The organism is Leptolinea tardivitalis (assembly GCF_001050275.1).
Taxonomy (GTDB): Bacteria; Chloroflexota; Anaerolineae; order Anaerolineales; family Anaerolineaceae; genus Leptolinea; species Leptolinea tardivitalis.
Genome location: NZ_BBYA01000008.1, coordinates 419328 through 444307, shown reverse-complemented (window position 1 = coordinate 444307; position 24980 = coordinate 419328). Strand labels below are relative to the sequence as shown.

Genomic DNA, 24980 nt, shown 5'->3' with positions numbered 1-24980 from the left:
ATGACAACCACCTGGAAAATAACCTTACGCATTCTTCGCCAAAAACAGGGAGAAACGAAAACCAGCTGGCAGGATTTTTCTTTAGACATCGATCCCGACGAGACTGTTCTGGATGCCGTAGAACGGGTCTGGGCATTTCAGGATAGATCCCTCACATTTCGACATGCCTGCCATCATTCAACCTGTGGAGCTTGCGGAATGCGTGTGAATAATATTGAAAAGTTAACCTGTATTACGCCAATCCGATCAGTCACCCACAACAACGGGATGCTTCGTATAGAACCTCTTCGGAATTTTCCAATAGTTTCCGATCTTGTTGTCGATGTTTCGCATTTCTTCCAGGAACTGGAAATTATGCAAGCTCCGGCCGTATCGTCGAATAGCACAGCTAATCTTGATTATGAAGAAGTCTTTCCTGATGTGGCAGAAAAAGAACGCCTTATTGACTGCATTGAATGCGGTCTATGCGTCTCAGCTTGTCCGGTTGCCCTGACTGATGAGGCGTATGTCGGGCCGGCTGCTCTGTCAGGATTGCATCAGGCACTGGCCGCCAATGCACTTTCGGCCAATCTCGCTCTGGCTGATAATCACTCTGGCGTCTGGCGCTGCCACAGTGCCTTCGAATGCTCTGCCGTCTGTCCATCAAATGTTGAACCAGGATATCGCATCATGGACCTGCGGAAAAAATTGATGCGAAAGAATTTTCACCAATGGTTTGGCGGCAAGGAGGCTGGAAAATGAAAGGATCTCCTTCTCCGCGCAATTTTCTCCAATGGTTTGATCCACGAGGCCGGTCCGCCGGATCATGGGGATTTATGCTCAACCGGATCACCGGGCTGGGTCTGGTTCTCTACCTGGCTATGCATATGATCGTTCTCTTCCAATTGACCAGGGGAGCAGAAGCATATGATAGTTTTATTCAGTTAATGAAGAATCCCATTTTTATTATTGGCGAATTGTTGGTTATCGCCGCGGGAATTATGCACGGAATAAATGGTATTCGTATCGGCCTTACAAGTTTCGGAATTGCTGTCCGGTATCAGTTGACCATGCTCATTATTGCGGGAATAATCTCTGCCGGAGGAATTCTATTTTTCGCTATACACATGCTGGGGGGTGCGTAATCTCATGAAAACAAATCATACTTATCCATCAAATCACGAAAGTGCCCTGCTCTGGTTCATAAAAGTTCTGGCAGGAGGTCTGATCCTTGTTTTCCTGGTCATTCATTTCATAGCGAATCATTTAATCGCACCGGGTGGATTATTCACATACAGTGATGTTGTCGCATATTATCAGAACCCGGCTGTTTTAATCATGGAAGGTAGTTTTCTTACTTTTGTGATCGTTCATGCACTTCTTGGTGTGCGCAGTGTCGTTTTAGATTTGAATCCATCACCAACATTCATTAAGATCATTAACATCGGATTGATCGGGTTGGGAATTTTGACTATCATATATGGTATATGGTTGTTATTGACAGTCAGCGCTATGGGAAGAATTCCTTGACACGAATGAAGCCGATACGATAAAATGACTAGTCTTTTTGTCTAATCCATCAGGAAGAAAGCAGCGGCAAATGAACCCTGATACCGGAAGTGATGCAAAAAAAAGCCAAATTCCACAATCGGCTTACATGAAAAACCTTTCATCCGAATCAGTGGATGCACAGGTTGTACAAATGCAGCAGAGTGGTGCTTCACGGGTGGAGGCAAATTCGATTGAGGCCACCGATAGCTTTCTAGGTGAAGTTCATACCCAGAACGCAACGATTAAACGCGGTTTCACTGGATATCTGCATACAGATCAGATCGCATCAGAACAGGGAATAGCCGGCGTAGTGACCACTAATGATGCTGTGATTCACGGTACTTCCGGCGTGATGGTTGCCCAATCTGTGCGAATGACCGAATCCCGGTCAGGTGTTATTGTGGCACGTGAAATTCACGGCGCCAAAGTAAAAACTGTATTTCTTCTTTCCACGCGTGTGGATGCTCCCGTTGAAACGGTGGTAGATACAAGAAGCATTGCTTTGTTTGGAGCCGCAGCTGGATTGGTTTTCGGAATCATCACCGGATTGTTTCGCTGGCTGCGTTATCGAAGGTAATCACGGCGTAAGCCGAATCTATCATAGAGCGAAGGTAACCTCATTTTGAGGTGAGAGGCGCTCGAAGGAAAATGAAATGGAAAAAGCAGTTCTTAATGCCACCCTGCGCACAGTCAAAGGGAAAAAAGTAGGTGCTCTCCGCCGCGAAGGAAAGCTGCCTGCCGTTCTTTATGGTCATCATTTTGATGCCACACCCATAACGCTGGATCTTCGTGAAGCCACCCGTACTCTGCACGGTCTGACTGCCTCCAGCCTGGTTTACATCAACCTCGATGGTAAAGAACATGCCGCACTTGTTCGCGAAAAACAACGTGACTATCTGCGCAATGTCATCAAACATGTTGATTTCCAAATCGTCTCGTTGACAGAGAAGATCCGTGCCAATGTCAACATCGTTTTGGAAGGTGTATCACCTGCCGTCAAAGATTTCAACGGTGTCATCATCTCTGAAATGGATTCCGTTGAGGTGGAAGCTCTGCCGCAAGACTTGCCGGAAAAAATCGTTCTCGATCTCTCTTCTCTGAAGAAAATTGGCGATCATTTCACCGTCAAAGATCTGGTTGTATCTGATAAGGTCCACATTCATGCAGAACCAGATGAAGTTGTTGTCATTGTCACTCTGGCCAAGGAAGAAGAAGCAGCACCAGCCGCCGAAGGCGAAGCTGTAGCCGCCGAACCGGAGGTCATCGAAAAAGGCAAGAAAGAAGAAGAGGAAGCCGAGTAATTTCCTCAACAGGCAATATACACACCCCTGCCGTTATGATAATTGGCAGGGGTGTTCTTTTTATTTTTACATCAAATGTAATTTATGCAACAAATCATGCACAATTTGAGCCGTAATTCCCCATAGCAATTCATTATCATACATACGATAAAAAATCACATTGGTTCGAACCGAACCATCTTTTTCATAAGATCGGATTTCCCAGTTGGCTCTATCTACCAGAAAGTCTACAGGAATCGAAAAAATCCGGGAGACCTCAGTCGGATTGGCCTTGAAGCCATTACGGTGGGCATGCCATCCAACAACAGGAGTAATCCACCATCCACTGACAGCGAATAAATCATTGGAACGGCCCAATATCTCTACATCGGTTGTTTGTATTCCAATTTCTTCTCTGGCTTCTCGCAGTGCCGTCTCTTCCAGACTGGAATCTTCGGGTTCAACAGCACCACCTGGAAACGATACCTGTCCTTTATGATCAAGGACGTTATCGGTTCTCCGGGTAAAAAGAATTTCCTCTCCATGTTGGCCGGGAAGAAACAAAGCCAATACAGCCGCCCTTTTCCATGATCCGTCAGGGATTGCTGTTACACCCTCTGGAATAGACAGATTCCTTCGGATAAGTGATTTATCCATTGGAACCACCTGGTTCTCGGATGATTTTCTTTATCCTTCAGGCAATAAGATACCGCAATAACCGCAGGCAGCCTGACCGTTATCCACCCAATCGACTGTATCTGGATGAACAGGGGCACCGCATGAAGGGCACCTGGATGGCAGTTTCTGCCGGTTATTAACCGTTTTCGAGTCGTTTTCTGGAAAGATCTCTTCGATTTTAATATCCGGCATTTTTCCCTGAAGCCAATCAGAAACCTGCCTGGCTTCTGTAGTCAATCCATGGCTGGTAAACAAATCAATCGTGCGCCAGGCATATCGACCTACATCCTTCTGTCTTCCCTGGGTTTGCATGATTTCCATCCCACGGAATATTTGCTGCATTCCCTGTTCTCTGGCTCCACTGAGAACATTTGCCTGTCCGGCTTTTACCAGCCAGTTTCCTGCCCTGTGTTTTCCACGGATGGCTGCCCGTTCAGCCAGACGGGTATACCGGCAGGCTGCTTCGCGGTAATCACCTGATTCAAATTCTTGATTCGCCTCGTTTAATATTCCCTGAAACATTGGACCCAAAAATCCAAAAATCCGGGCTGCCGGACGAAAAGGAATTCCTCTACGAAACATTGTTTTCTCCTCCTAAATTAAACATCACTATCGGCTTCCCAACCTTCTTCCGCCAGGGAATCTTGACTATCTACAGAATGGTCAATGATTACAGGCCGTGCAAAGATCAAATATCCAGTGTGGGCTACCATACGGTCTGTTGGTCGAAGTTTATCTGGTTCTGGCTTATAAAACCGCAACATTATTTCCAGAACTTCTGTAAAGGCAAAGTCTTCATGCCTCAATGAATATAACAATTTGGAAACCTGATTGGTGGTGGGTAAAATGCTGCCAAAGAATCCGCCAGGTTTTAAGGCCTCCCTCACCTGATGCATATAATCATACGAATTGGCAACATCGAGGAATAATGCATCCACACCGGTTTCATCAAAACCTTCACCAATGTCTTTAATTTTAAATTCAACCCGGTCTGCAAGACCAAAGCGTTCCAAATTCTTTTTAGCCACTTCCTGCATTTCAGGCCGGGCTTCATAGCTGATCACTTTTCCTTCATTGCCAACAGCATATGCCAATGCAGTTGTCAACGCACCCGAACCAGTTCCAGCTTCAATTACATGTTGTCCGGGTCCAATTCCCAGTGCCACCAGGATGTATCCAATCTCTTTTGGGTACATGATCTGCGTTCTTCGTGGAACAGACCGCAACAGATCATTAAATGCTGGTTGAAGCATAAAAAATGGGCTGCCCGAATGAGAATGCACCTGGCTTCCCCAGGCTGTACCGATGAGGTCATTGTGATAGATGACACCTCGGTGGGTATGCAATTCACCATCTTTCTTTAGAAGAACAATAAAATGTTTATGACTAAGTCCGACCAGTTCAACCAGGTCGCCTTCGCGGGCATGAGTTCCGTGTAAATTCCAGGTCAAGTAATGCTCCTATTCTGCTGGCAACAGTGTAAAATAACACAAATTACACTACCAAATTTGAAGGTTAACAATGAATTATATCCAACCCGCGGAACGAATCGCAGGATTCAAACCCTATTTCTTTGCAACTCTCAATCAGAAAATTAACGAATTAAAAAAGAAAGGTGTATCCATAATCCGGTTGGATATGGGTTCACCCGATCTTCCGCCAACAGATGAAATTATCGATGTAATGGTTAAAAATGCCCGCGATCCACGTCAACACGGGTATTCCGCCCTGGGTGGGACACCGGCATTCAAACAGGCCTGTGCTGATTATTATCTCAAACGATTCAATGTCAAACTCGACCCGACGAAAGAAGTGCTGGCGTTAGTTGGTTCAAAAGAGGGTGTGTTTAACCTGAGTCAAGTGATATTAAATCCAGGTGATATATCACTGGTACCAGATCCCTGCTACCCGGCCTATCGGGAAGGCGGCAGGATTGCCGGCGCTGAACTGTACGATATGCCGCTATTGCCAGAGAATAAATTCCTGCCAGATCTGAACACCATACCCGATGCCGTTCTCGAAAAGGCGAAAATTTTATGGCTTAACTATCCAAACAATCCTACAGGTGCAATTGCTCCTCTGTCGTTTTTTGAAAAAGCTGTCCGTTTTGCCCATGATCATCAAATATTGATCGCGCATGATGCACCATATGTGGATATCTGTTTCGACGGTTATGTTGCCCCATCCATTCTTGAGGTAGATGGAGCGAAAGATGTTGCTATTGAATTCAATTCGTTGTCAAAAACCTACAATATGGCCGGATGGCGTATTGGTATGGCCGTTGGCAATGCCAATGCCGTTAATTACCTGAGCATCTATAAAAGCCAGATGGATAGTTCACAATTCAATCCCTTACTGGCTGCTGGTATTTTTGCCCTTACGTCTGACCAGGAATGGATCCAGGATCGTAACGATATCTATCTGGAACGGCGTGATATTGTTGTCAAAGGATTAAAAGCCTGTGGTTTCCATGTGGATTCTCCTCAGGCAGCTATTTATGTATGGGCACATCTACCTGAAGGATTGACGGACTCTGTAGAGTTCTGCAATAGATTACTGGAAGAAACCGGTGTCAGTCTCACTCCAGGCAGTATTTACGGGAAACATGGAGAAGGATTTATTCGCATCTCACTGGGTACATCAACTGCTGAAATGAAAACAGCCCTGGATCGAATTCAATCCTGGATGAAAAAAGCCTGATCTATGTCAAAAAAACAACCTGAACCTACCAGGCCGCCGCGTCAACGGGCATTCCTGGTAGGTGTTGAAATAAAAAGCGAACCAGGCATCCTTTCCATGGAAGAATCGCTGGAAGAACTGGCTCTTCTGGCAGATACCGCCGGTCTCGATGTCGTTGGACAAACCTATCAGCGGATTGACCATATCCATGCCGGAACATTCATCGGTTCTGGAAAAGTACAGGAAGTTATCGCTCTGGTGGAAGAGACTCTGGCTGATGTTGTTATCTTTGATAATGAACTCGCTCCTACCCATCAGCGCGAATTGGAAGAAAAATTAGGATCAAAAGTCCAACTGCTTGACCGAACAGCTTTAATTTTGGATATTTTTGCCCAGCATGCCCAGACACGAGAAGGTGCTCTGCAGGTTGAACTTGCCCAATATGAATACCGCCTTCCCCGCCTTACCCGTGCCTGGACACACCTTGCCCGTCAGGCTGGCGGCGGCGCTGGAAGAACTGGCAGTGTTGGCGGAGTAGGTCTCCGCGGCCCTGGTGAAACCCAGCTTGAAGTTGACCGCCGTGAAATCAATCGAAAAATTGCCCGTCTCAAAGGTGAACTGGAAAAAGTGCGGCAGCACCGCGAACGATATCGTGCACAACGAAGGCGATCACAAATTCCCATTGTAGCTCTTGTTGGCTACACGAATGCAGGTAAGTCAACCCTTCTTAATCGGTTGTCTCACAGCGATGTTTATGTTGCCAACCAGCTCTTTGCCACATTGGATCCCACTACCCGCCGTATCAATCTGCCGGGCGGGCATCTCGCTTTGTTGACAGACACGGTTGGTTTTATTCAAAAACTCCCCACACAATTGGTGGCAGCATTTCGAGCTACTCTGGAAGAAATTTCAGAAGCAGATCTTCTCATTCATGTTGTTGATATCACCCACCCAAATGCTCTGGCCCAATGGGAATCAGTTCAACGAACGTTAAAGGATATCAAGGCTGACCATATCCCTGTGATCACTGTTTTCAACAAGATGGACCAGTTGGATGATCTCTCCTATGGGGAAGAAACAGTAAAATCATTGCCCAATTCCGCCCTGATTTCAGCAAAATCCGGAACAGGTTTGCCCGAATTATCACAACTCATTGAAAATGTATTATTCGAGCAATTCATACCGGTGATTGTCCGACTGCCCTATCAACAGGGTCAGTTGATTTCACTGTTCCATGATATTGGTCAGGTCGAACGCTTCGAACAGGATCGCACCGGTGTCATCATCCGTGGCAGCCTGCCGGGCAGGTTACTTGCACAATTCCAACCATTCATTTTCGATCCCAACCGGATAGACGTTACACCAGAAATCAGCGGCAACGAAAGTGACGATCCGTTTTCACCCCAATCTGAATAACCCATCGGAAAAGCACAATAATGTAACACAGAAGATAATTATCAAGACAATAAAAAGACCGCGTCTGCGGTCTTTTTATTGTCTTTTATGTCTGGCCCATTATTAGACGATCAACAATGAAACCATCAAATTTGATAAAAAGAACTATTTGTTCTTCTCTTCTTTAGAGACAACAATCACCTCACGGCCTTTGTAATGCCCACATTTCGGGCAAACCGTGTGGGGAAGGCGCATCTCACCACAGTTACTGCACTGTGTGAGGTTCAGGTTGTCGAGCGCATCCTGTGAGCGACGGCGGTCTCGGCGACCCTTGGAAAGTTTCCGTTTTGGAAGTGGACCCATTTTCTTGCTCCTGCTTGATCAAGTCGTTGTTTTCAGAAATTAACAGATAGATTATACCTGCATGAATCAAAATCAGTCAAGGAATGTCAAAATATCCTGTTCGTCTTACATTCCCATTCGGCGATCCTGTAATCCACTCTCTGTGATCAGCCTTGGGACAATGCTCTCCCAGCCGACAGCCATAAAATGGATCCCATTAATCGGAAAATCCTTCATGCCGCTGATTAACTCAAGTACGATTTGAACGCCTTCTTCTTTTGGATCAGCCGAGTTTTCCAACCGGTCGATCATTTTCTGCGGAATTTTAACTCCCGGGATGGTATTCATCACACGGGCTGCTTTGGCACTCCGGATGGGTGTAACACCCGCCATAATGTAAACACGGTTCAGAAGTCCAGCTTTATCGAGCAGGTCAAGATAAGATTTGAATGCATCCACATCATAGATCAAGTTGGTCTGGAAAAACTGAGCTCCAGCGTTGGCCTTTTTGGTCTCACGAATAATCTGGAAACGTGGCTGTGAAGCATTTGGTGAACTGGCGGCTCCAATAAAAAGTTTTGGAGGTTCTTTAATCTCACGCTGATCAAGGAAATGTCCTTCATCACGCATACGCCTAAGCAACCAGATCATTTGAACTGAATCGAGGTCCCAGATATCCATTCGACTGTGGGGTTCAGGCCCCAGGCGTGAATGGTCACCTGTCAGACAGAGGATATTGCGTATTCCCAGAGCATTGGCTCCCAGTACAGCAGATTGGACTCCCATCCGGTTGTAATCACGGGCGGTAATCTGCATCACAGGTTCAACACCTGATTGCAGACATAGAGCTGCCGATGCCAGTGATGACATTCTTGGTGTCGCCGATGGATTATCCGTAAAGTTGACGGCATCCACATAGTCTTTCAACATGGTCACTTTTTTCACCAAATCTGCCGCAGAAGCAGAAATGGGAGGAGCCACTTCAGCCGTGACCACAAATTTCCCGTTGATAAACTTCTCTTCCAGGCCAGAAACCGGTTCATGTGCTTTGGCCGGATGTGGTTGATCATCGCCCTGCCACCAGTCTGGTTGACGATATTCTTTCATGAAATGTTCAAAAATCGCCATCCGGTCATGTGAGGCAAGAGCCTTAAAGGTTGTTTTTATTCCACCCTTCTTCTTCCAGAGTTCAAATAAGTCCCACCATTGTTCGGTACCAACTTTTTCCCAATCAAGAGGCGGTAAGACTTCCAACAGCTTATCAGTCCGGTGTAATTTTTCAGACCGGTCATAGATTTTGTACCAGATACAGGGACGAGTATTGTCAACATAGCAGTGTTCCGGTGTAGACCCGCCACAGGGACCGTTTCGCAAACCTTTTGGACATTCCATCGGGCAGATAAACGCCGTTTCCTGGAGCAGACAATTGCCGCACATGCGGCAGCCGAAAAAAGGGCTTTTCGCCAGCCGTTCAATGGTCGCCAGAGCTTTTTTGGGGAGAGTATCGTTGTGAAAGGCATAATAAGCAGGCTGCCAGCGGCGGCCGGGGGTAAAACCAGGCATAACATACCTCTTTCCAGCACCAGGATGCAATTAAGAATTGCCGAATTATATTCCATGAAGAACCATCCTGGAAAAATCTTTTTGCCCTAAGATTCCCGGTTTTTTGTCAACGGCAGAGAATGACTATAATCGAATTATGTCAGCCTTCTATATCCACTGGTTGAGCCGGTTGATTCTCTGGGGATATGACCTCCTTTATCACAGCTTTTCGTGGTTGTATGATTTTGCCGCCTGGCTGGTTTCAGCAGGCAAATGGAATGATTGGATCCGGACCGCAGGCAATGAAGTGGAAATCGGACCGGTAATCGATCTGGGTTGCGGCAAGGGTATCCTTGTCCATCAAATGGAAGAGAAAGGATTTTTCTCAATTGGATTGGATGAGAGTCCGCAGATGCTCTGTTACAGTCGGCAATTCTGGGAATCCACGTCTCCACCATTGGTCAGAGGATTGGGGCAAACTTTACCCTTTCGAACAGCCTCAATTAAGACAGTTACAGCCACCTTTCCGGCACCTTATATTTTTTTCATCGAAACCATGAATGAAATCCACAGAGTACTTCAGCCTGATGGGAAACTCATCATCCTATTAACGGCAGAAATCACAGGAACCAGTTTGCATGAAAAAATCATCCATTTCTTTACAACCTTACTTGGATTCAATTCGCTATCAAAGTCCTTTCAGGAGTATCTTCAAAAGAGATTTTCAGAAAGTGGATTCCTGGTCAATACGAATTGGATACAAGCCAACAACGCAAAATTGTTTGTGATCATTGGACATCCTGTATAATATTTCTGTCCTTACAAACAGAGTTACTTTGTATTAGAATCATCATAATGGAAATTAGTGTTGCAGCCGCCAAAACCAATAAATACGCCATTTCAGAATCAGGCGATACATTAGAAGTGGTAGAACGCCCGAACGGTGGAGTATCCGTAGTTCTGGCCGATGGACAATCTTCTGGCCGAGGGGCAAAAGCTATATCATCCATGGTAGTTCGCAAGGTCATAGGTCTGTTGGCTGAAGGTGTTCGCGACGGTGCTGCGGCACGGGCAGCCTCAGATCACCTGTTCACTGAACGAAATGGCAAGGTTACTGCCTGTTTGAATATCCTTTCAGCAGATTTACAGACTGGCACAGTGGTAATTGCCCGCAACAATCCCACCCCGGTATTTGTAGCCACCCATAATAAAATCGACTGCTTGAATTCGGAAAGCAGACCAATAGGTACTTCTCGAAATATAAAACCGGCTATCTCCGAAATACCTCTTGAATCTGGCATCACCATCGTGATGTATACCGATGGTGTATATAACGCTGGCGATCGGTACGGTCAGCAATTGGATATTTGCACACTGCTTGACAGCCTGATCGAAGACCAGGATCCGCCTGCCCAGATAATTGCAGATACCCTGTTGAATCATGCAATTCGGATGGATCAGGGCAGACCCAATGACGATATGAGTATTGTTGTTTTGAAAGTTGTTGCCCAGGAATCTGACCAGATCAGGCGTATGACTGTCCGGCTGCCCTTCAGAGCGACCAATGCCATGATTATGCGTGAAAGTTTCCCCAGTGAAGATGAGCAAAGTTTGAACTGATTTTATTGTGCCCGCCGGTCTAAAACGGCGGTTTTTTTTCTTCCTATGGAGACAACTCATCAAAAAATAGTGATCATTGGAATTGTTGGACCCTGTGCTTCAGGAAAAACCACGCTTATTTCTGCCCTGCATTGGGAGGGAGTCCAATTCCGTCATATCGCACAGGAACATTCCTATGTTCCCACAATGTGGCGCCGGCTGACAAATCCTGCAGTACTCATCTATCTTGATGCGTCCTATGAAGTAACCTGCAAACGCCGCAGGTTGAATTGGACAGAAGCCGAATACCAGGAACAGAAAAACCGATTATCTCATGCCAGAGAAAACGCAGATCTTTATATTCTTACGGATTACCTCACCCCTCAGGATGTTATCCAAACCGTGAAAAACTACCTTAGTATGAGAGGAATCATCCAACAGTAGAATAAAAGATAAATACAGGGTAATAAATCCTGCTACAATGATTTCAGATAACTTGCCATTGCAGTCCCGTTTCAAAATAATGTAAACAGGAGTGTACTATGCGAAAAGAAGTTGTCTTGATCACAGGCGCAAATGGGGAAATAGGCCACGGGTTGATCAGTCACCTGGGGCAGCGCGGAGATGTGCAGATTGTGGCACTGGATGTCTCTCCTCTGGATGAGAGCATCCGGGGATACTGTCACCCGTTTATCCAGGGAGATATTCTGGATACCATGCTTCTTGGTCGTCTGGTGGCGGAATATGAGATTCGCACCATATATCACCTGGCTTCCATCTTATCAACCAAAGCAGAATACAACCCTGAAACAGCCCACCGGGTTAACGTAGAGGGAACACTGAATTTACTCCGGCTTGCGGTTGAACAGGCAGCCTGGCAGGGAAAAACCGTCAAATTTTTATATCCATCTTCGATTGCCGCCTATGGTATTCCCACCCTTGAATTGAAGAATCAGGTGGGAAAAGTCAAAGAAGAACAATATCTTGAACCATTTACGATGTATGGCTGCAACAAACTCTATTGCGAACATCTTGGACGATATTACACCCGGCATTATCGCCAACTGGCTGCTGATAAACCACGAAACAATATTGACTTCCGCTGTCTCCGTTTTCCCGGTCTGATTAGTGCAGTTACCACTCCCACTGGGGGCACCAGTGATTACGGACCCGAGATGGTACATTATGCCGCCCGTGGAGAAGCCTATAACTGCTTCGTGAGAAAAGATACACGCCTGCCCTTTATGATGATGCCAGACGCCGTCAGATCGTTGCTGGAATTGGAAGCTGCTCCCCGAGATAAATTATCCAAACTTGTCTACAACATCACCAGTTTCAGCCTGACGGCAGAAGAATTCCACAAAATTGTGCTGGAACATTTTCCAGATGCCAAAGTAAGTTTCCAACCCCACCTGGCACGGCAAGGGATCGTCGATTCATGGCCTCAAGATGTAGATGACAGTGCCGCCCGTTATGATTGGAATTGGAAACCCGAGTATGACATCAACCGTGCCTTCAAGGAATACTTGATACCCGCCATAAAGGAAAAATATAAAGAGTGATTTTCTGATAATACTCTTTTGATGGAAAGAAACCCTGCCGTATAAGTAGGGAAAAAGTCGGATTAAATGGACTCTTCAATATTATTAAATATGGCAAATTTGAGGAGAACCATAAATCATACATATTAATTTGAAAAAGCCTGATCATTTATGGGTATGTTGACGATAGGAAAAGTTGTCTCTGAATTTCAATACCTTGTGTCGGATTAGAAATTCGATTCAAGGAGGATTTTTCATTCTTTATCTCAGAAAGATATTTCCCCGAGATAAGACTATTGAGAGATACAATTAATTCAAATTATCGGAAGGAACATACTATGTCTCGCAAAGTGGAAGAAGGACGAAAAGGGTTGTCAGATGCAGAATTAGGTGGTGATATTGAAATCGCCATCAAAGATGAAATCAAAGATTACAGTGGATATATGCTAATGCCCGGCGATCCTGACCGGATCAGTGTCATGGCTGGTCAATGGGAAAATGCAAAAGAATTCCCTCAGAATCGCGGATATCGGGCTGCACTGGGAGTATATCAAGGCGCCAAAATATCGGCACTGACGTCTGGAATTGGCGCGCCATCTCTGGAGTACAAAATGACAGAAGCTGCCGAACTGGGTGCCCATACCATCATCCGGGTCGGTTCAACGGGTGCCATTCAAGAGGGGATCGAAAACGGCGATCTAATCATCAATGATGCCTGTATCCGTTTAGATGGAATGACGCCCCTCTATGTTCGTCCCGAATTCCCTGCCGCCGCTTCATATGAAGTCACAATGGCATTAATTGAAGCAGCTGAAACATTCGGTTATCGATACCATGTTGGAACCGGTTGTACTTCTGCTTCCTTCTTTGCAGGCCAGGGACGCACCAGTTTTGGCGGTTTCAAACTCTCCTCAACAGACGCCTTTTTTGACGATATCCGTCGGTTGGGTGTGTTGAATTTTGAAATGGAAGCTGCCGCTCTTCTTACTCTGGCTCGTCTGTTTAAAATCAGGGCTGGTATAGTCGCTTCGGTTATCGCCCAGCGACTGACGGGTAAATGGGACGATGCCGGCGGTGAAGAACGAGCCTGCCGGGTAGGTGCTGAAGCCTTGCGCATCTTAACCGGTTGGGATCAAAAGAAGAAAAAAGCTGGAAAGTTATACTATTTCCCCACTATATGAAATAAATACTTATCGTAGGTTGAGAAGGGTGTGGTTGATTGACAACGACACCCTTTCCTTAAAAAACCGAATCTCACCATTTTTTTGCCAATAAAAAATTAGTAATCTGTTTCATAAAAACTGTATAAAAATTATCTTAAAATTCAATTTTCATATTCTATTCATGTAAAATTAATAGATATTCATGCTAACAGCATCACTACCAGATTATTACTAACGGGGAAAGCAATCTCATTGCTGACCGCAGATTTAATCCTCTGGAAAATAATCAACAGCTTTCACATTCAGTACCCTTACAGGCTGGAAAAATGAAATCACATCGATCCCGAATTTTGGCGTTTGCTGTTGCTTTGATGTTTTTCCCCCAGTTTTTTTCCATCCAAAATGTTTACGCAGCCGAGTCTTCTACTCCTGACCTGTATTCGGGTAATTTGAGGTTTGAACGCCTCACGGTTGAAGATGGTCTTCCTCATGCTACCGTTCTTTCTGTATTGCAGGACCGTCAGGGTTTCATGTGGTTTGCCACAGCCAATGGAGTCTGTCGGTACGATGGATATTCCTTTACCATATTTCGGCATGATGTTGATAATCCCAACAGTCTCAGTAATAACAATACCTTCGCTTTGATTGAATCAACAGACGGTCTTATCTGGATTGGTACTGATCCCGGTGGATTGGATGTCTACAATCCAGAGACTGGGAATTTTAAGAATTATAAAAAAGAAGGAAACAATCCCAACAGTCTGATAGATAACAGTATCTGGTCTCTTTTAGAAGCCAAAGATGGGAAGATCTGGGTTGGAACTCGTGGTGGCCTGAGTGTTCTTGATCGCAAAACCGGATTATTTAAAAACTATGTGGTAAATCCAGATGATCCTCATGCGCTGGCGGCACCAGTAATAAACCGCATATATCAGGATCACTCCGGTGTCATCTGGGTTGGCACCCGCGCCGGCCTGTCACGTTATAACCCTGACACTGATAATTTCACCCTCTACACGAATGATCCAAAGAATCCAGAAAGTATCAGTCATAACAATGTGTGGGCAATGCTCGAAGATTCTCGTGGGAACTTCTGGGTCGGAACGCGAGGCGGTGGTCTCAATCGTTTTGACCGCAATACCGGGAAATTTACCGCCTACCGAAATAAACCAGATGATCCTAAAACTTTAAGTAATGATCGCATCTGGAATATATACGAAGATAAACACGACAACCTCTGGATTGTGACAGAAAACGGCGGGCTGAATTTATTCAACCGGGAAAAAGGAATTTTCCGATCCTTTCAAAACAACCCCAACGATCCAACAACAGTCAGTAATAATGACCTTTATTGGATGACCGAAGATCGTTCTGGTGTTCTATGGATCACCAGCCGGTATGGCGGGGTGAACAAACTATATCCTTCATTTCAACGATTCGGGTTATATCGCAGCATACCGGGAAACCCAAATTCTCTGAGTTCCAATAACGTATATAGCATTCTGGCAGAAAAAGATGGGATCATTTGGATTGGTACCTTTGGCGGCGGCTTGAACCGATTTGAGCGTTCCACCAATAGGATGACCTTGTATAAAAATGATCCGAATGATCCAACCTCAATTTCCAGCGACAAGATCCAGAATATCCTTCGTGACAGCAAAGGTATCCTCTGGTTGACCACGTCGGGCGGCGGGTTGAATAAGATGGATCCTGTCACCGGAAAATTTACCGCCTTCAAATCTGATACTACTAAAACAGGTGCTTTGGGCAGTAATTTTCTCACAGTAATGAAATCAGCCGACTACGATCATTTATGGGTGGGGACACTTGGCTTTGGTCTTGATCTTTTCAACACGAAAACGGGTCTCATGGAAAAAGAATATAAATATGATGCCAAAAATCCCAATTCTTTAACCGAAGATACCGTCTACGATCTGGCTGTTGAAAAATCTGGCAGGGTGTGGATTGCCACTGCCCGCGGTGGATTGGAATTACTTGATCCAAAAACTGACGAATTCACCCATCACCGCAACGATCCCGCGAATGAAAACAGCATTCTTGATGATGCTGTATTTGCCCTGTATCTCGATGAGCAGAATGACATTATCTGGGCAGGTACGTCTAACGGGCTGAGCGGATTGCATATCAAAACAGGTGAATGGGAAAATTACACTGTCAAAGATGGGTTACCCAGCGAAACCATTGTTGGCATTCAACCGGGGAATTCTGATGACCTTTGGGTGAGCACCGGCAAAGGGATCAGTCACTTCCTTCGAAAACAAAATCAGTTTGTAAATTACAGCGCCCGCGATGGATTGCAGGGTGACCTTTTTGAAATAGCAAGTTCACAACTTGGCCCGGATGGTGAAATATTCTTCGGTGGATCTAACGGAGTCACATTTTTCCGTCCGGATCAAATCGCTAAGAATACATTCCTGCCCCCTGTAGTATTTACAGATTTTCAATTATTCAATCAGTCTGTCCCAGCAGGTAGTGACATACTACTAGAACCGATCGAGAAAACCGCCTCAATTCTTTTGCAATACAACCAATCTGTAATCACCATTAAATTTGCCGCCCTAAGTTACCAATTGCCGGATAAAAACCTATATCAATACAAAATGGACGGATTTGATGCAGATTGGTCCCCGCCGAAAACCAAGAATGAGGTTACATATACCAATCTTCCACCCGGTAAATACACCTTTAGAGTCAAAGCAGCCAATAATGACGGCCTTTGGAATGATAATGAAGAAAGAAGCCTGATTATCATCATCCAACCGCCATGGTGGGAAACCTGGTGGTTCAGGGTATTCGTGATCTTTGGCGGATTCTTGTTGATCGTTACGCTTGTGCAATTACGGATCAAGAATATTAATACCATCAATCAAGAACTTGAAAAAAGGGTCATGGAACGGACCACTGAATTGGAAGATTCGAAAAAGCAATTGGATCTGGCGAATTCCGAATTGAAATCTCAACTGGCTGCCATTACAGCTCTTGAAAAAGAGGTCAGAGAACTGGCCATCCATGATTCTCTGACAGGTCTATTCAACCGGCGGTTCCTGTCGGAACGCTTACAGGCAGAATTCAGCCGGGCAGATCGCGGACATCACCCGATTGCTTTCTTACTGATGGATATTGATCATTTCAAGAATATCAACGATTCATACGGCCATCAAGCAGGTGACCAAACCTTGAAACTTGTCTCAGGTTTTATTTCAACGCATATCCGCCAGAGCGATATTGCCTGCCGGTATGGTGGAGAAGAATTCATGATCATCTTGCCGGAGACAGATATTACCGATGCCAGGCAAAAAGCAGAAGTATTCCGTCAAGGGATCAATGACCTTGAAATTGAATATGACGGCCATAAATTCAATATTGCCATTTCTATTGGAATTGCTATTTATCCAGATCATGGAGTTGATTACGACCAGATATTATCGATGGCGGATGAAGCCCTCTATTCTGCAAAAAAATCCGGTCGAAATAAAGTGGTTGTCTATTCAAAAGATGAAGGATAAATTTCAGATGTAGTCATAAATAAGACAACTTCCCTCAACGCAATTATTTGGTTGAAGGAAGTTGTCTCTATGATTCTTTTCTCTTGTCTATTCATATTTCACATCAACACTCATTCCTGGCAAAAGACCTTCGGGTATTTCATCCAGTGAAATGATGGTCTTATAGACAACATCCCCTCCAAGGGTATCGGCTAATGGCGCAATTTCGGTTACCGCACCGGTTACATTCTTATCCATAGCTTTGATAAAAACCGTTACCGGTTCACCCACCTTGACCTTGACCACATCCCGTTCACTCAGGTCTGTGGTTTCCACCTGAAGATGTTTCAAATCAACCATCGCCAGAATCAACTGACCCGGATTTACCCAATCGCCTGTATGAATTTCCAGCTTGCCCACTGTACCATCAAACGGAGCTTTAATTTCCATATCATCCAGAGCGGCCTGACTCGCCTCAAGTTGCGCCTGGGCATTACTGATTCGAGATTGGGCAAGGGTAACCGCTTCGGGATCTGCCCCATTCTTTACACGATCAAATGCCTTTTCCGCATTAGCTACTTCGGCTTTGGCAGCCTGCAGCTCAGCCTCAGCCTGATCAACATCCAACTCACTGGGCATACCTGTAAGGTAGTTCAAATTGGCCAGTGCTTTATCATAGGCTTTCTGGGCGGCAGCCAGTGCGGTTAATGCGCCGGCTTTATTGATATTTTCATCACCAAGGTCGGCAAAATAACTGTAGGCATCTTTTGCTTTCTGAAGGGAGTCCTTTGCCAGGATAAAATCAGCCCTGGCTTGATTGATGGTACTTTCAGACCCATTCCTGAAATTCCGATATTCACGGCGTTTTGTGGCATCATCCAGAGACTTTTTTGCTTCAGCCAATCGAACCAGGGCTGCAGCCCTTGCTTTATCTGCATCGCGATAGACGGCATCCAATGCCTGCTGAGCCGAGATAAGTTCCAACCGGGCAGCTTCAACAGAGGCTTTCATTTTTTCACGACCCGACAACACAACCAGCAGGTCGCCATTCTTTACTTCCTCCCCCATTGAGACATTGACTGATTCAACAGAACCGCTGCCATTGGAGACAAATTGAGCCTGATGTTGTGATGTGATTATCCCTGAGGCTGTTACTCCACCTATTGCAGACTGACTGGTATCTGGTGTTATTTGCAGCCGGGTTTGTTTTACCTGTGGTTGGTCTTTTGAATCTAAAACAACCGTAGGCAGAGGTGTTGGTGTCCCCGCCATGCTATTGCAACCTGATAAAACAAATACAGCCAATAAACCGATAAATCCAAAGCGTTTCATTTTACGCTCCAACGGCGGATTTCTCCACCAGCTCATCTTTAATGATCAAACCATCCTGAAGAGTAACAACACGCCGGGCATATTGGATGACCCGAGGATCATGAGTGGCGAACAGGAATGTAACTCCTGTTTCCTTATTCAAGCGGGTCATCACGTCCATCACCTGCCGTCCATTGGGAGTATCCAGGTTGGCTGTGGGTTCATCTGCCAGAATCAACGCCGGGTTAATTGCCAGGGCTCGCGCCACGGCCACTCTCTGCTGCTGACCGCCGCTTAATTGGTCTGGGCGGTAATTTGCCCGGTCTGGCAGATCAATCCATTCGAGTAATTGCTTTACTCGTTCAGCCCGTTCGCTGGAACTTTTCCCTGCCAGTAACAGGGGCATCTCGATGTTTTCGTAGGCTGTCAGTGTTGGGATGAGAGCAAAAAACTGGAACACAAAACCTATCGATTCTGCGCGGATATCTGCCCTCTGGTTCCGGTTTAAATTCGTAACATCTTTACCATTAACTGTGACACGTCCTGATGTAGGCATATCCAGGCAGCCAATTAATTGAAGTAAAGTGGTTTTGCCAGAACCTGAAGGCCCGATTAGTGCTGTAAACTCTCCGGATTGAATGGAAAGATTGACTCCCCGTAAGGCATTGGTTTCCACATCACCTACCCGGTAAATTCGGGTGACATTTTCAGTTTTTACGACTTCCATGTTTAGCTCCTTTAAATCTTTCCACCACGCATGGCTTCTACAGGTTCCAACCGTGCAGCCATGATTGCCGGGTACAAAGCTGCCAGAATGGCGACAATAAACGCCATGATCGTCAGGTCAATGGCATCCTTAAGCGTCAGATAGGCATAAATCCTTTCGCCAATCAACATGCTGGTAGCGCCGTAATTGCCGATATAGAAACCCACTGTTGAGGCAAAATAGACCATGATACCGCCGATGATCAACCCTGCGAAAATCCCGCCAATTGCCAGGAAGCTGGATTCGATAAAGAAAAGCGACATGATGCGGGTGCTCTTCATGCCAATTGCCGAAAGAATGCCGATTTCTCTGGTACGTTCAAATACAGACATGATTAAAGTATTTACGATTACGGCTGCTGTGATAGCCAGAACGATCAGATAGATTAAAACCATATATCCGCGGGAAAACTCTTCAGTCTGCAATAAAACTTCGTTCATTTTCAAGTAGGTGACTACCTGCAACTGTTCTGTCTGTAGAGCGTTTTTTACGTTATCCACCTGATCACTATTTTTTAGCAATACGAATATGGCGCTGGCGTGATCTTCAGTTTTCGTGATGGCCTGTGCTTTTGCCAGCGGCATTAATACGGTGTATTCATCAAATGCCGGTGTGTGGGTGGTAAAGATTCCACGAATGGTGAATAACTGTTGGTCTACATCTCCATTTGACGTATTCGCCAGCAAATTGACGGCATCTCCGGCTTTCAAAGAAAGTTTATTGGCCAGGGTTTCTCCGATCAAAATACCAGAGCGGTCATCATTTTCAAGATATTTACCGGTAAGCATTCCGTCTTTGAAAGGCGCCATCGCAGGAGAAGAGGTATCGATACCCAGAATTCGAATACCGGTTGTTTCATCTCTATCAGAAAGAATCCCACTGGCAAAAAGACGAGGAGTGGCTACTGAAACCGGTTCAAGTGAAGCTATCTTTGCCGCTACCTCGTTGGGATTGGCGATAAGATCTTCATACGCAACACTGTTTTTGTTCGCATCATAGGTTTTTGCCCGAACCTGCAAATGACCGCTGTCCAGCCGGATGGAGGTATCCATCGCGCCTCTGATCTCACCAGACACGGTAGCCGCCATTAAAAGCAGCAAAGCCAGCCCCATCCCTAAAGCCAGAGAGGAAAAGAATGAACGCCGTTTATTGCGCAGTAGATCACGGAAGGCCATTTTGATTAATTGCATCATTTTCGGCCTCACACGGTATGCAGCGCGATGGCAGGTTCTTTCAACGATGCCTCGCGGGCAGGATAGAGAGATGAAAGTATCGCAATAATTAAGACAGTCAGGCTGCGCATCCAGATATTTTCAAGTCCGAGCGTGGAATAGACCCGGCCGGTGATTAATGCGGTATAGTCTGTCATATTGGCAAACTGGGAGTAATCCAGACCCACCTGACCGAGAATTCCGTTAAAGATCAAACCCATAACAATTCCCGCAGCCAGACCGACCAGTCCCATCATGGTACCTTCAAGAATGAACATCAGAGCAATTTGCCGGGGTTTAATACCGAGCGCTCCCATAATGCCAATTTCTCGTGTTCTTTCAAAAACGGCCATCAAAAGCAGATTAAGAATACCGATCCCGGCAATGGTCAGAATGATGATTCCAAAAACTGTCATTACCCCGTTTTTTCTTTCAAGAGCGTAACTCAATTCAGGAAAATTGTTTTCCCATGAGTCGATTTCAGCAGAAGGAGCCAGGGCTTGCAGTTTTTTCATCACCCCCGGTTCCTGACCTAATTTTTGAAGGGAAATGGATACCTCAGTAGATTGGCCGTCGAGACCGAATAGATACCCGGCTTCGTCAATGGAAACATAGATCGTCTTTTTCTCGATCTCGGGCAAACCAACGTCATAGATGCCAATTATGGACATTGTGCGTTTTGTCGTCTGGTTATGCAAACCAGATCCGGCAATGGTAATACGATCGCCAAGTTTCACATCCATGGCATCCGCCAATCCCTGACCTATTAAAACCACATCTTGATCTGTTGAGGTTAAAAATCGTCCGGTTTTGATGTTGGCGGCTATGAGGCTGACTTTTTGTTCCTGTTCCGGTTCAATTCCTGTTACCGTAACCGAAAATGCACCTTTACGATTCGTAACCATTCCACCGGTGTTGATCCGCCGTGATGCCGCCAACACTTCGGGGATATTCCGGGAGGCTTCTACAATTTTCTGATCATCTGGCAAAGGTAATAACGATTTACTCCCGGTCTTTAATTTGTAACCTTCTGCATGAACCTGAATATTCCCGCCCAGGATCTTTACAGCATTGGCATAGATCGCATCCTGGAATCCGACTACCAGCCCGTCATACATCATCATCATTGACAGACTCAAGGCAATGGAAAGGACGACAATCAATGTACGGCGTTTATGCCTCCAGATATTGCGCCAGGCCAGGCGCAAATATAATCTCATCGTATTACTCCTTTTCCACAGATAAAACCTGAGGAATAAAAGTCTCGGGTTTGATATTCTCTGGGAGCCATTCTTTCAGCATCTTTTCATCCATCAGGTGAATCGTACCCGGCTTGGCTCCAAGTACTCGTTCTATGGCATCCGTGTAGGCGTGGATTAAATCCTTCAGTCGGTGCATGATCTTTTCTTCTGATTCTTCAGGAGACGTCATGGCACTTAACAGAATAGTTCCGATGGAATCACTCAATTGAACCATCAGTGAATAAACAACATTTCCAACTAACTGAGGATAGGCTGGATGAAAAACATCTTCCTCAATTCCCTGCGAAAAGACTCTTTCCAAAGCAGAAGAAAAGGTCACACCAAAATATGCCAATAATTTCTGACGGACAATGGCGTTTTCATCCATATACCAGGCTTGTAAAACAGCCATCAAATATTGCTTTTGCGTTGACTTCCAGTTATTCGTTTTTTCATAAAATTGTTCCAGTTTTTCGGGTGCCGTGAGGTTGGGATCTTCAAGAACAGGAAAAATGATCTCCAAAGCCTGTTGACTCATCCGATCCAGCAATGCTTCCAACAAGGCAGGCTTTGAATCAAAATAATGGTAAAAAGCCCCCTTTGAAATTCCCAATTTCTGACAGATATCCTGAATAGACATCTGCTCATACCCGGTAGAATAAATCAACCCCTGGGCACAATCCAGGATTTCATTTAGTTTAGATAACCGGGCTTCTTCGTTTATTTGTCTGGCCATATTGAATAATAAACCGTCGGTCGGTTTATTATTCAATATACATCAACCGACATAGATAGTCAAGATTTGAATGCAAACCGCGGCAAACCCGGATCAGTGATTGTTTTCGTTAACAGAGAATCGGAAAATATCTGGCCGATTATAGTGCCCGGCTACATCAAAATCAAATTTGCCACGTATGATCTCACCCATATTCAGGTCAGCAGTCAAAATACCCTCTTTATCAAATAATGGTCCAGCCAGAATTTCACCCATGGGCGAGATGATGACACTTCCCCCTCGGCACATGACATCTGGCTGGTTCGCCAGTTCTTCGTAACCGGGGAGATCGGCCGGATACATTGATCGAGTGACATATTGATTGCATCCCAATACAAAACAACGCCCTTCCAGGGCGATATGCCGCATGGTCGCCTGCCAGGTATCCCGTGAATCTGCCGTAGGGGCCAGATAAATCTGAACGCCTTTTGAATACATTGCCATGCGTGCCAATGGCATATAGTTTTCCCAACAAATCAGTCCACCGATACAGCCGATTTCTGTCGGCACTGCTGTTAATGTACTTCCGTCATCTTCCCCCCATATCAACCTTTCAGATGCAGTGGGTTTAACTTTACGGTGTTTTCCCAAGAGACGCCCATCTGGCCCAAAATACAACAGGGTGCAATATAAAGAACCTTTATCTCGTTCTGTAATGCCAATGCCAAGATAAACATTGGCTGTTCGGACGGCTTCTCCCAAAATATCTGTAACCGGGCCGGGTACATCCACCGAATTTTCCCAGTATCGTTTATAGAGATCCCGCCCCTGTTCAGACCGTCTGCCCACCACTGCTCCAAAGGATAGTCCCCGAGGATATGCCGGTATGAATGATTCCGGCAACAATATCAATTGGGCACCCTGAGAGGAAGCTTCGTGAATCAAAGTACAGGCTTTTTCAACAGTGGAATCTCTGTTGAACAATACCGGTGATGCCTGAATGACAGCCGCTTTAATGATTGAAGATGTTCCCATGCCAACTCCATGTTTAACCAAAGAAGATGAGTACGGTTCAAGTGGCAAAATGGTTCAAAGCAAGAAATCTCTTACTTTCATTCTACAAGCAACAATGATTTTAGGTGAAAGTTTAATATTTCGAATTTCAGCTACAGGTGTTTTATAGCACCTGCATACACAGCACAGGCTTCAGTTATTTCTTCAATAGCGCATTTCTCGTCGCGCATATGGGCTAATTTATGTTCTCCCGGTCCAAATCCAATGGTAGGAATGCCCTGCGCCACTACCGCCACGGCATTGGTACTGAAATCCCAATAATCAAATTTCTCCGGCTCATGACCAAGCACATCTGAATAAGCTTTGATAAATGCTTTCGCGAGAGGGTAATCAAGGTTGATCTCCCAGGCGGGATGCAGTGGCTCATAGGTTAATTCTTCCCCAGTCCAGGTAGTCCGGTGGAGTGTACCAAGTTCCCAGGCGGCATCCTTTCCGGCAATGATCTTGTTCATCTCATCTTCAATGGTTTTCTTAGTTTCTCCAACAACCATTCTCCGGTCTAGGTATATTTGGCATTCCGATGGGACGGCATTCAATGAAACGCTGGTGGAGGAGATTTGTGATAATACCAATGTCCCCTTCCGTCCGGGGTTCTTCATCAGGTCAAGGTTGGTTTGATTTACCCTCTGGATGATTTCGGCCATCTCGTAGACGGCATTTTTACCTTTTTCAGGTGCCGATCCGTGAGCTGAAATTCCCCGCGTCTTAATAATGACCTGGGCTTTTCCTTTGTGTCCTGTAACAATGATATTGGATGAAGGCTCACAGATAACAGCAAAATTGGGTTTTCTATCCAATTCTTCCAGAACATGTTTAAGAGTCTCACCGTCACAATCTTCTTCAAATGTGGAACATGAGATAATGACAGTCTTTCCTTCCAGCCACCCCATCTTTTTTGCGTAAACGGCCGCGTAGACGGATGCCGCTGCGCCTGACTTCATATCAACGGAGCCTCGCCCCCAGAGATATCCATTTTTGATTTCTCCGCTGAACGGAGGCACTTCCCATTGGTCTGCGTCATGCACCTGAACAGTATCAATATGTGAATCGAACAAAATGATTTTTTCACCATGTCCAATCCTGCCGATAACACTTCCGTAGCGGTCAATTTTCACTTCGTCGAACCCCAGCAATTCCATTTTTGAAGCAATGAATTTTGCTGCGTCACCTTCTTTACCGGAAAATGAAGGGATACGTACCAGTCGGCTGGCGAACTCAACCAGGTCATTATTGAACTCAGTCATATTAATAATTGTCATATCACTAAACTCCAGGTAGAAAATTCTCTGTTCAATTCTACCTTCACAATACTGAGAACGAATGATCTGATTTAATCGCCACATAGAATTTAAGTTGTCAATTGAGATATTGGACTTTACCAGGTTACTGGTTTGTGTGACACAGACG

At 45.4% G+C, this 24980-nt stretch carries 25 protein-coding genes; 13 read left to right on the top strand and 12 right to left on the bottom strand.

All coding sequences use genetic code 11. The annotated features are described in order from the left end of the window. From LTAR_RS06055 to LTAR_RS06035, 5 genes are all read left to right on the top strand, one after another. Positions 1–741 carry a succinate dehydrogenase/fumarate reductase iron-sulfur subunit gene (locus tag LTAR_RS06055; protein WP_062421282.1) on the top strand — a complete coding sequence of 247 codons (741 nt, stop codon included), beginning with the start codon at positions 1–3 and terminating at the stop codon, positions 739–741. After that, complete coding sequence (locus tag LTAR_RS06050; RefSeq protein WP_062421281.1) at positions 738–1124, top strand: succinate dehydrogenase/fumarate reductase transmembrane subunit; 387 nt, start codon at positions 738–740, stop codon at positions 1122–1124. Before LTAR_RS06055 ends, LTAR_RS06050 begins: the two co-directional genes overlap by 4 nt. A 4-nt stretch (positions 1125–1128) precedes the next feature. Then, entirely contained in the window at positions 1129–1509 is a 381-nt protein-coding gene (locus tag LTAR_RS06045) for a succinate dehydrogenase/fumarate reductase transmembrane subunit (RefSeq protein ID WP_062531913.1), read from the top strand. 70 nt (positions 1510–1579) lie between these two features. Continuing rightward, positions 1580–2107 (top strand): hypothetical protein, encoded by a 528-nt coding sequence (locus LTAR_RS06040; RefSeq protein WP_062421279.1) that lies wholly within the window; start codon positions 1580–1582, stop codon positions 2105–2107. Between the two features lie 76 nt (positions 2108–2183). After that, entirely contained in the window at positions 2184–2831 is a 648-nt protein-coding gene (locus LTAR_RS06035; RefSeq protein WP_062421278.1) for a 50S ribosomal protein L25, read from the top strand. Between the two features lie 66 nt (positions 2832–2897). On the opposite strand, the gene LTAR_RS06030 is transcribed toward LTAR_RS06035, so the two are convergent. Genes LTAR_RS06030 through LTAR_RS06020 form a run of 3 tightly spaced genes read right to left on the bottom strand, consistent with a single transcriptional unit; the run spans position 2898 to position 4939 of the window. Then, on the bottom strand, positions 2898–3467 hold the full coding sequence (locus LTAR_RS06030) for an NUDIX hydrolase (protein WP_062421277.1): 570 nt from the start codon (positions 3465–3467) through the stop codon (positions 2898–2900). 30 nt (positions 3468–3497) lie between these two features. Continuing rightward, the gene (locus LTAR_RS06025) at positions 3498–4070 is read right to left on the bottom strand and encodes a zinc ribbon domain-containing protein (RefSeq protein ID WP_062421276.1); all 573 of its coding nucleotides are present in this window, start codon (positions 4068–4070) and stop codon (positions 3498–3500) included. Between the two features lie 17 nt (positions 4071–4087). Beyond that, positions 4088–4939 carry a tRNA (adenine-N1)-methyltransferase gene (locus LTAR_RS06020; RefSeq protein ID WP_081419842.1) on the bottom strand — a complete coding sequence of 284 codons (852 nt, stop codon included), beginning with the start codon at positions 4937–4939 and terminating at the stop codon, positions 4088–4090. A gap of 70 nt (positions 4940–5009) precedes the next feature. On the opposite strand from LTAR_RS06020, the gene LTAR_RS06015 reads away from it, so the two are divergent. Both LTAR_RS06015 and hflX read left to right on the top strand, forming a co-directional pair. Next, entirely contained in the window at positions 5010–6188 is a 1179-nt protein-coding gene (locus tag LTAR_RS06015; RefSeq protein WP_062421275.1) for an aminotransferase class I/II-fold pyridoxal phosphate-dependent enzyme, read from the top strand. Positions 6189–6191: 3 nt separating this feature from the next. Next, entirely contained in the window at positions 6192–7583 is a 1392-nt protein-coding gene (gene hflX / locus LTAR_RS06010; protein WP_081419841.1) for a GTPase HflX, read from the top strand. Between the two features lie 144 nt (positions 7584–7727). Here hflX and rpmF read toward each other — a convergent pair whose 3' ends face one another. Then, entirely contained in the window at positions 7728–7925 is a 198-nt protein-coding gene (gene rpmF, locus LTAR_RS16840; RefSeq protein ID WP_062531914.1) for a 50S ribosomal protein L32, read from the bottom strand. A gap of 105 nt (positions 7926–8030) precedes the next feature. Next, entirely contained in the window at positions 8031–9467 is a 1437-nt protein-coding gene (locus LTAR_RS06005) for a methylenetetrahydrofolate reductase C-terminal domain-containing protein (protein ID WP_062421274.1), read from the bottom strand. Positions 9468–9603: 136 nt separating this feature from the next. Between LTAR_RS06005 and LTAR_RS06000 the strand changes: the two genes are divergently transcribed. The 6 genes from LTAR_RS06000 to LTAR_RS05975 all read left to right on the top strand — a co-directional run bounded on the left by LTAR_RS06000 (position 9604) and on the right by LTAR_RS05975 (position 17276). Next, on the top strand, positions 9604–10254 hold the full coding sequence (locus LTAR_RS06000; RefSeq protein WP_062421273.1) for a class I SAM-dependent methyltransferase: 651 nt from the start codon (positions 9604–9606) through the stop codon (positions 10252–10254). A gap of 47 nt (positions 10255–10301) precedes the next feature. Next, entirely contained in the window at positions 10302–11066 is a 765-nt protein-coding gene (locus LTAR_RS05995) for a PP2C family protein-serine/threonine phosphatase (RefSeq protein WP_062421272.1), read from the top strand. Positions 11067–11111: 45 nt separating this feature from the next. Beyond that, positions 11112–11489: a nucleoside/nucleotide kinase family protein gene (locus tag LTAR_RS05990; RefSeq protein WP_062421271.1), complete on the top strand. Its 378-nt coding sequence runs from the start codon at positions 11112–11114 to the stop codon at positions 11487–11489. Positions 11490–11587: 98 nt separating this feature from the next. Next, positions 11588–12607 (top strand): NAD-dependent epimerase/dehydratase family protein, encoded by a 1020-nt coding sequence (locus LTAR_RS05985; protein ID WP_062421270.1) that lies wholly within the window; start codon positions 11588–11590, stop codon positions 12605–12607. 317 nt (positions 12608–12924) lie between these two features. After that, positions 12925–13767 carry a nucleoside phosphorylase gene (locus tag LTAR_RS05980; protein WP_062421269.1) on the top strand — a complete coding sequence of 281 codons (843 nt, stop codon included), beginning with the start codon at positions 12925–12927 and terminating at the stop codon, positions 13765–13767. Positions 13768–14075: 308 nt separating this feature from the next. Then, positions 14076–17276, top strand: coding sequence for a ligand-binding sensor domain-containing diguanylate cyclase (locus tag LTAR_RS05975; protein WP_062421268.1), 3201 nt, complete (start codon positions 14076–14078; stop codon positions 17274–17276). A gap of 87 nt (positions 17277–17363) precedes the next feature. Here LTAR_RS05975 and LTAR_RS05970 read toward each other — a convergent pair whose 3' ends face one another. The 7 genes from LTAR_RS05970 to LTAR_RS05940 form a co-directional block, all read right to left on the bottom strand. Further along, positions 17364–18587: an efflux RND transporter periplasmic adaptor subunit gene (locus LTAR_RS05970; RefSeq protein ID WP_062421267.1), complete on the bottom strand. Its 1224-nt coding sequence runs from the start codon at positions 18585–18587 to the stop codon at positions 17364–17366. 1 nt (position 18588) lies between these two features. Further along, complete coding sequence (locus tag LTAR_RS05965) at positions 18589–19293, bottom strand: ABC transporter ATP-binding protein (protein WP_062421266.1); 705 nt, start codon at positions 19291–19293, stop codon at positions 18589–18591. An 11-nt stretch (positions 19294–19304) separates the two neighbouring features. Beyond that, the gene (locus LTAR_RS05960; RefSeq protein ID WP_062421265.1) at positions 19305–20525 is read right to left on the bottom strand and encodes an ABC transporter permease; all 1221 of its coding nucleotides are present in this window, start codon (positions 20523–20525) and stop codon (positions 19305–19307) included. A gap of 8 nt (positions 20526–20533) precedes the next feature. After that, on the bottom strand, positions 20534–21763 hold the full coding sequence (locus LTAR_RS05955) for an ABC transporter permease (RefSeq protein WP_062421264.1): 1230 nt from the start codon (positions 21761–21763) through the stop codon (positions 20534–20536). Between the two features lie 4 nt (positions 21764–21767). Beyond that, positions 21768–22556 carry a TetR/AcrR family transcriptional regulator gene (locus tag LTAR_RS05950; RefSeq protein ID WP_062421263.1) on the bottom strand — a complete coding sequence of 263 codons (789 nt, stop codon included), beginning with the start codon at positions 22554–22556 and terminating at the stop codon, positions 21768–21770. A 57-nt stretch (positions 22557–22613) separates the two neighbouring features. Continuing rightward, positions 22614–23534 (bottom strand): carbon-nitrogen hydrolase family protein, encoded by a 921-nt coding sequence (locus LTAR_RS05945; protein ID WP_062421262.1) that lies wholly within the window; start codon positions 23532–23534, stop codon positions 22614–22616. 131 nt (positions 23535–23665) lie between these two features. Continuing rightward, positions 23666–24832 (bottom strand): YgeY family selenium metabolism-linked hydrolase, encoded by a 1167-nt coding sequence (locus LTAR_RS05940; RefSeq protein WP_062421510.1) that lies wholly within the window; start codon positions 24830–24832, stop codon positions 23666–23668. Positions 24833–24980 lie beyond the last annotated feature (148 nt).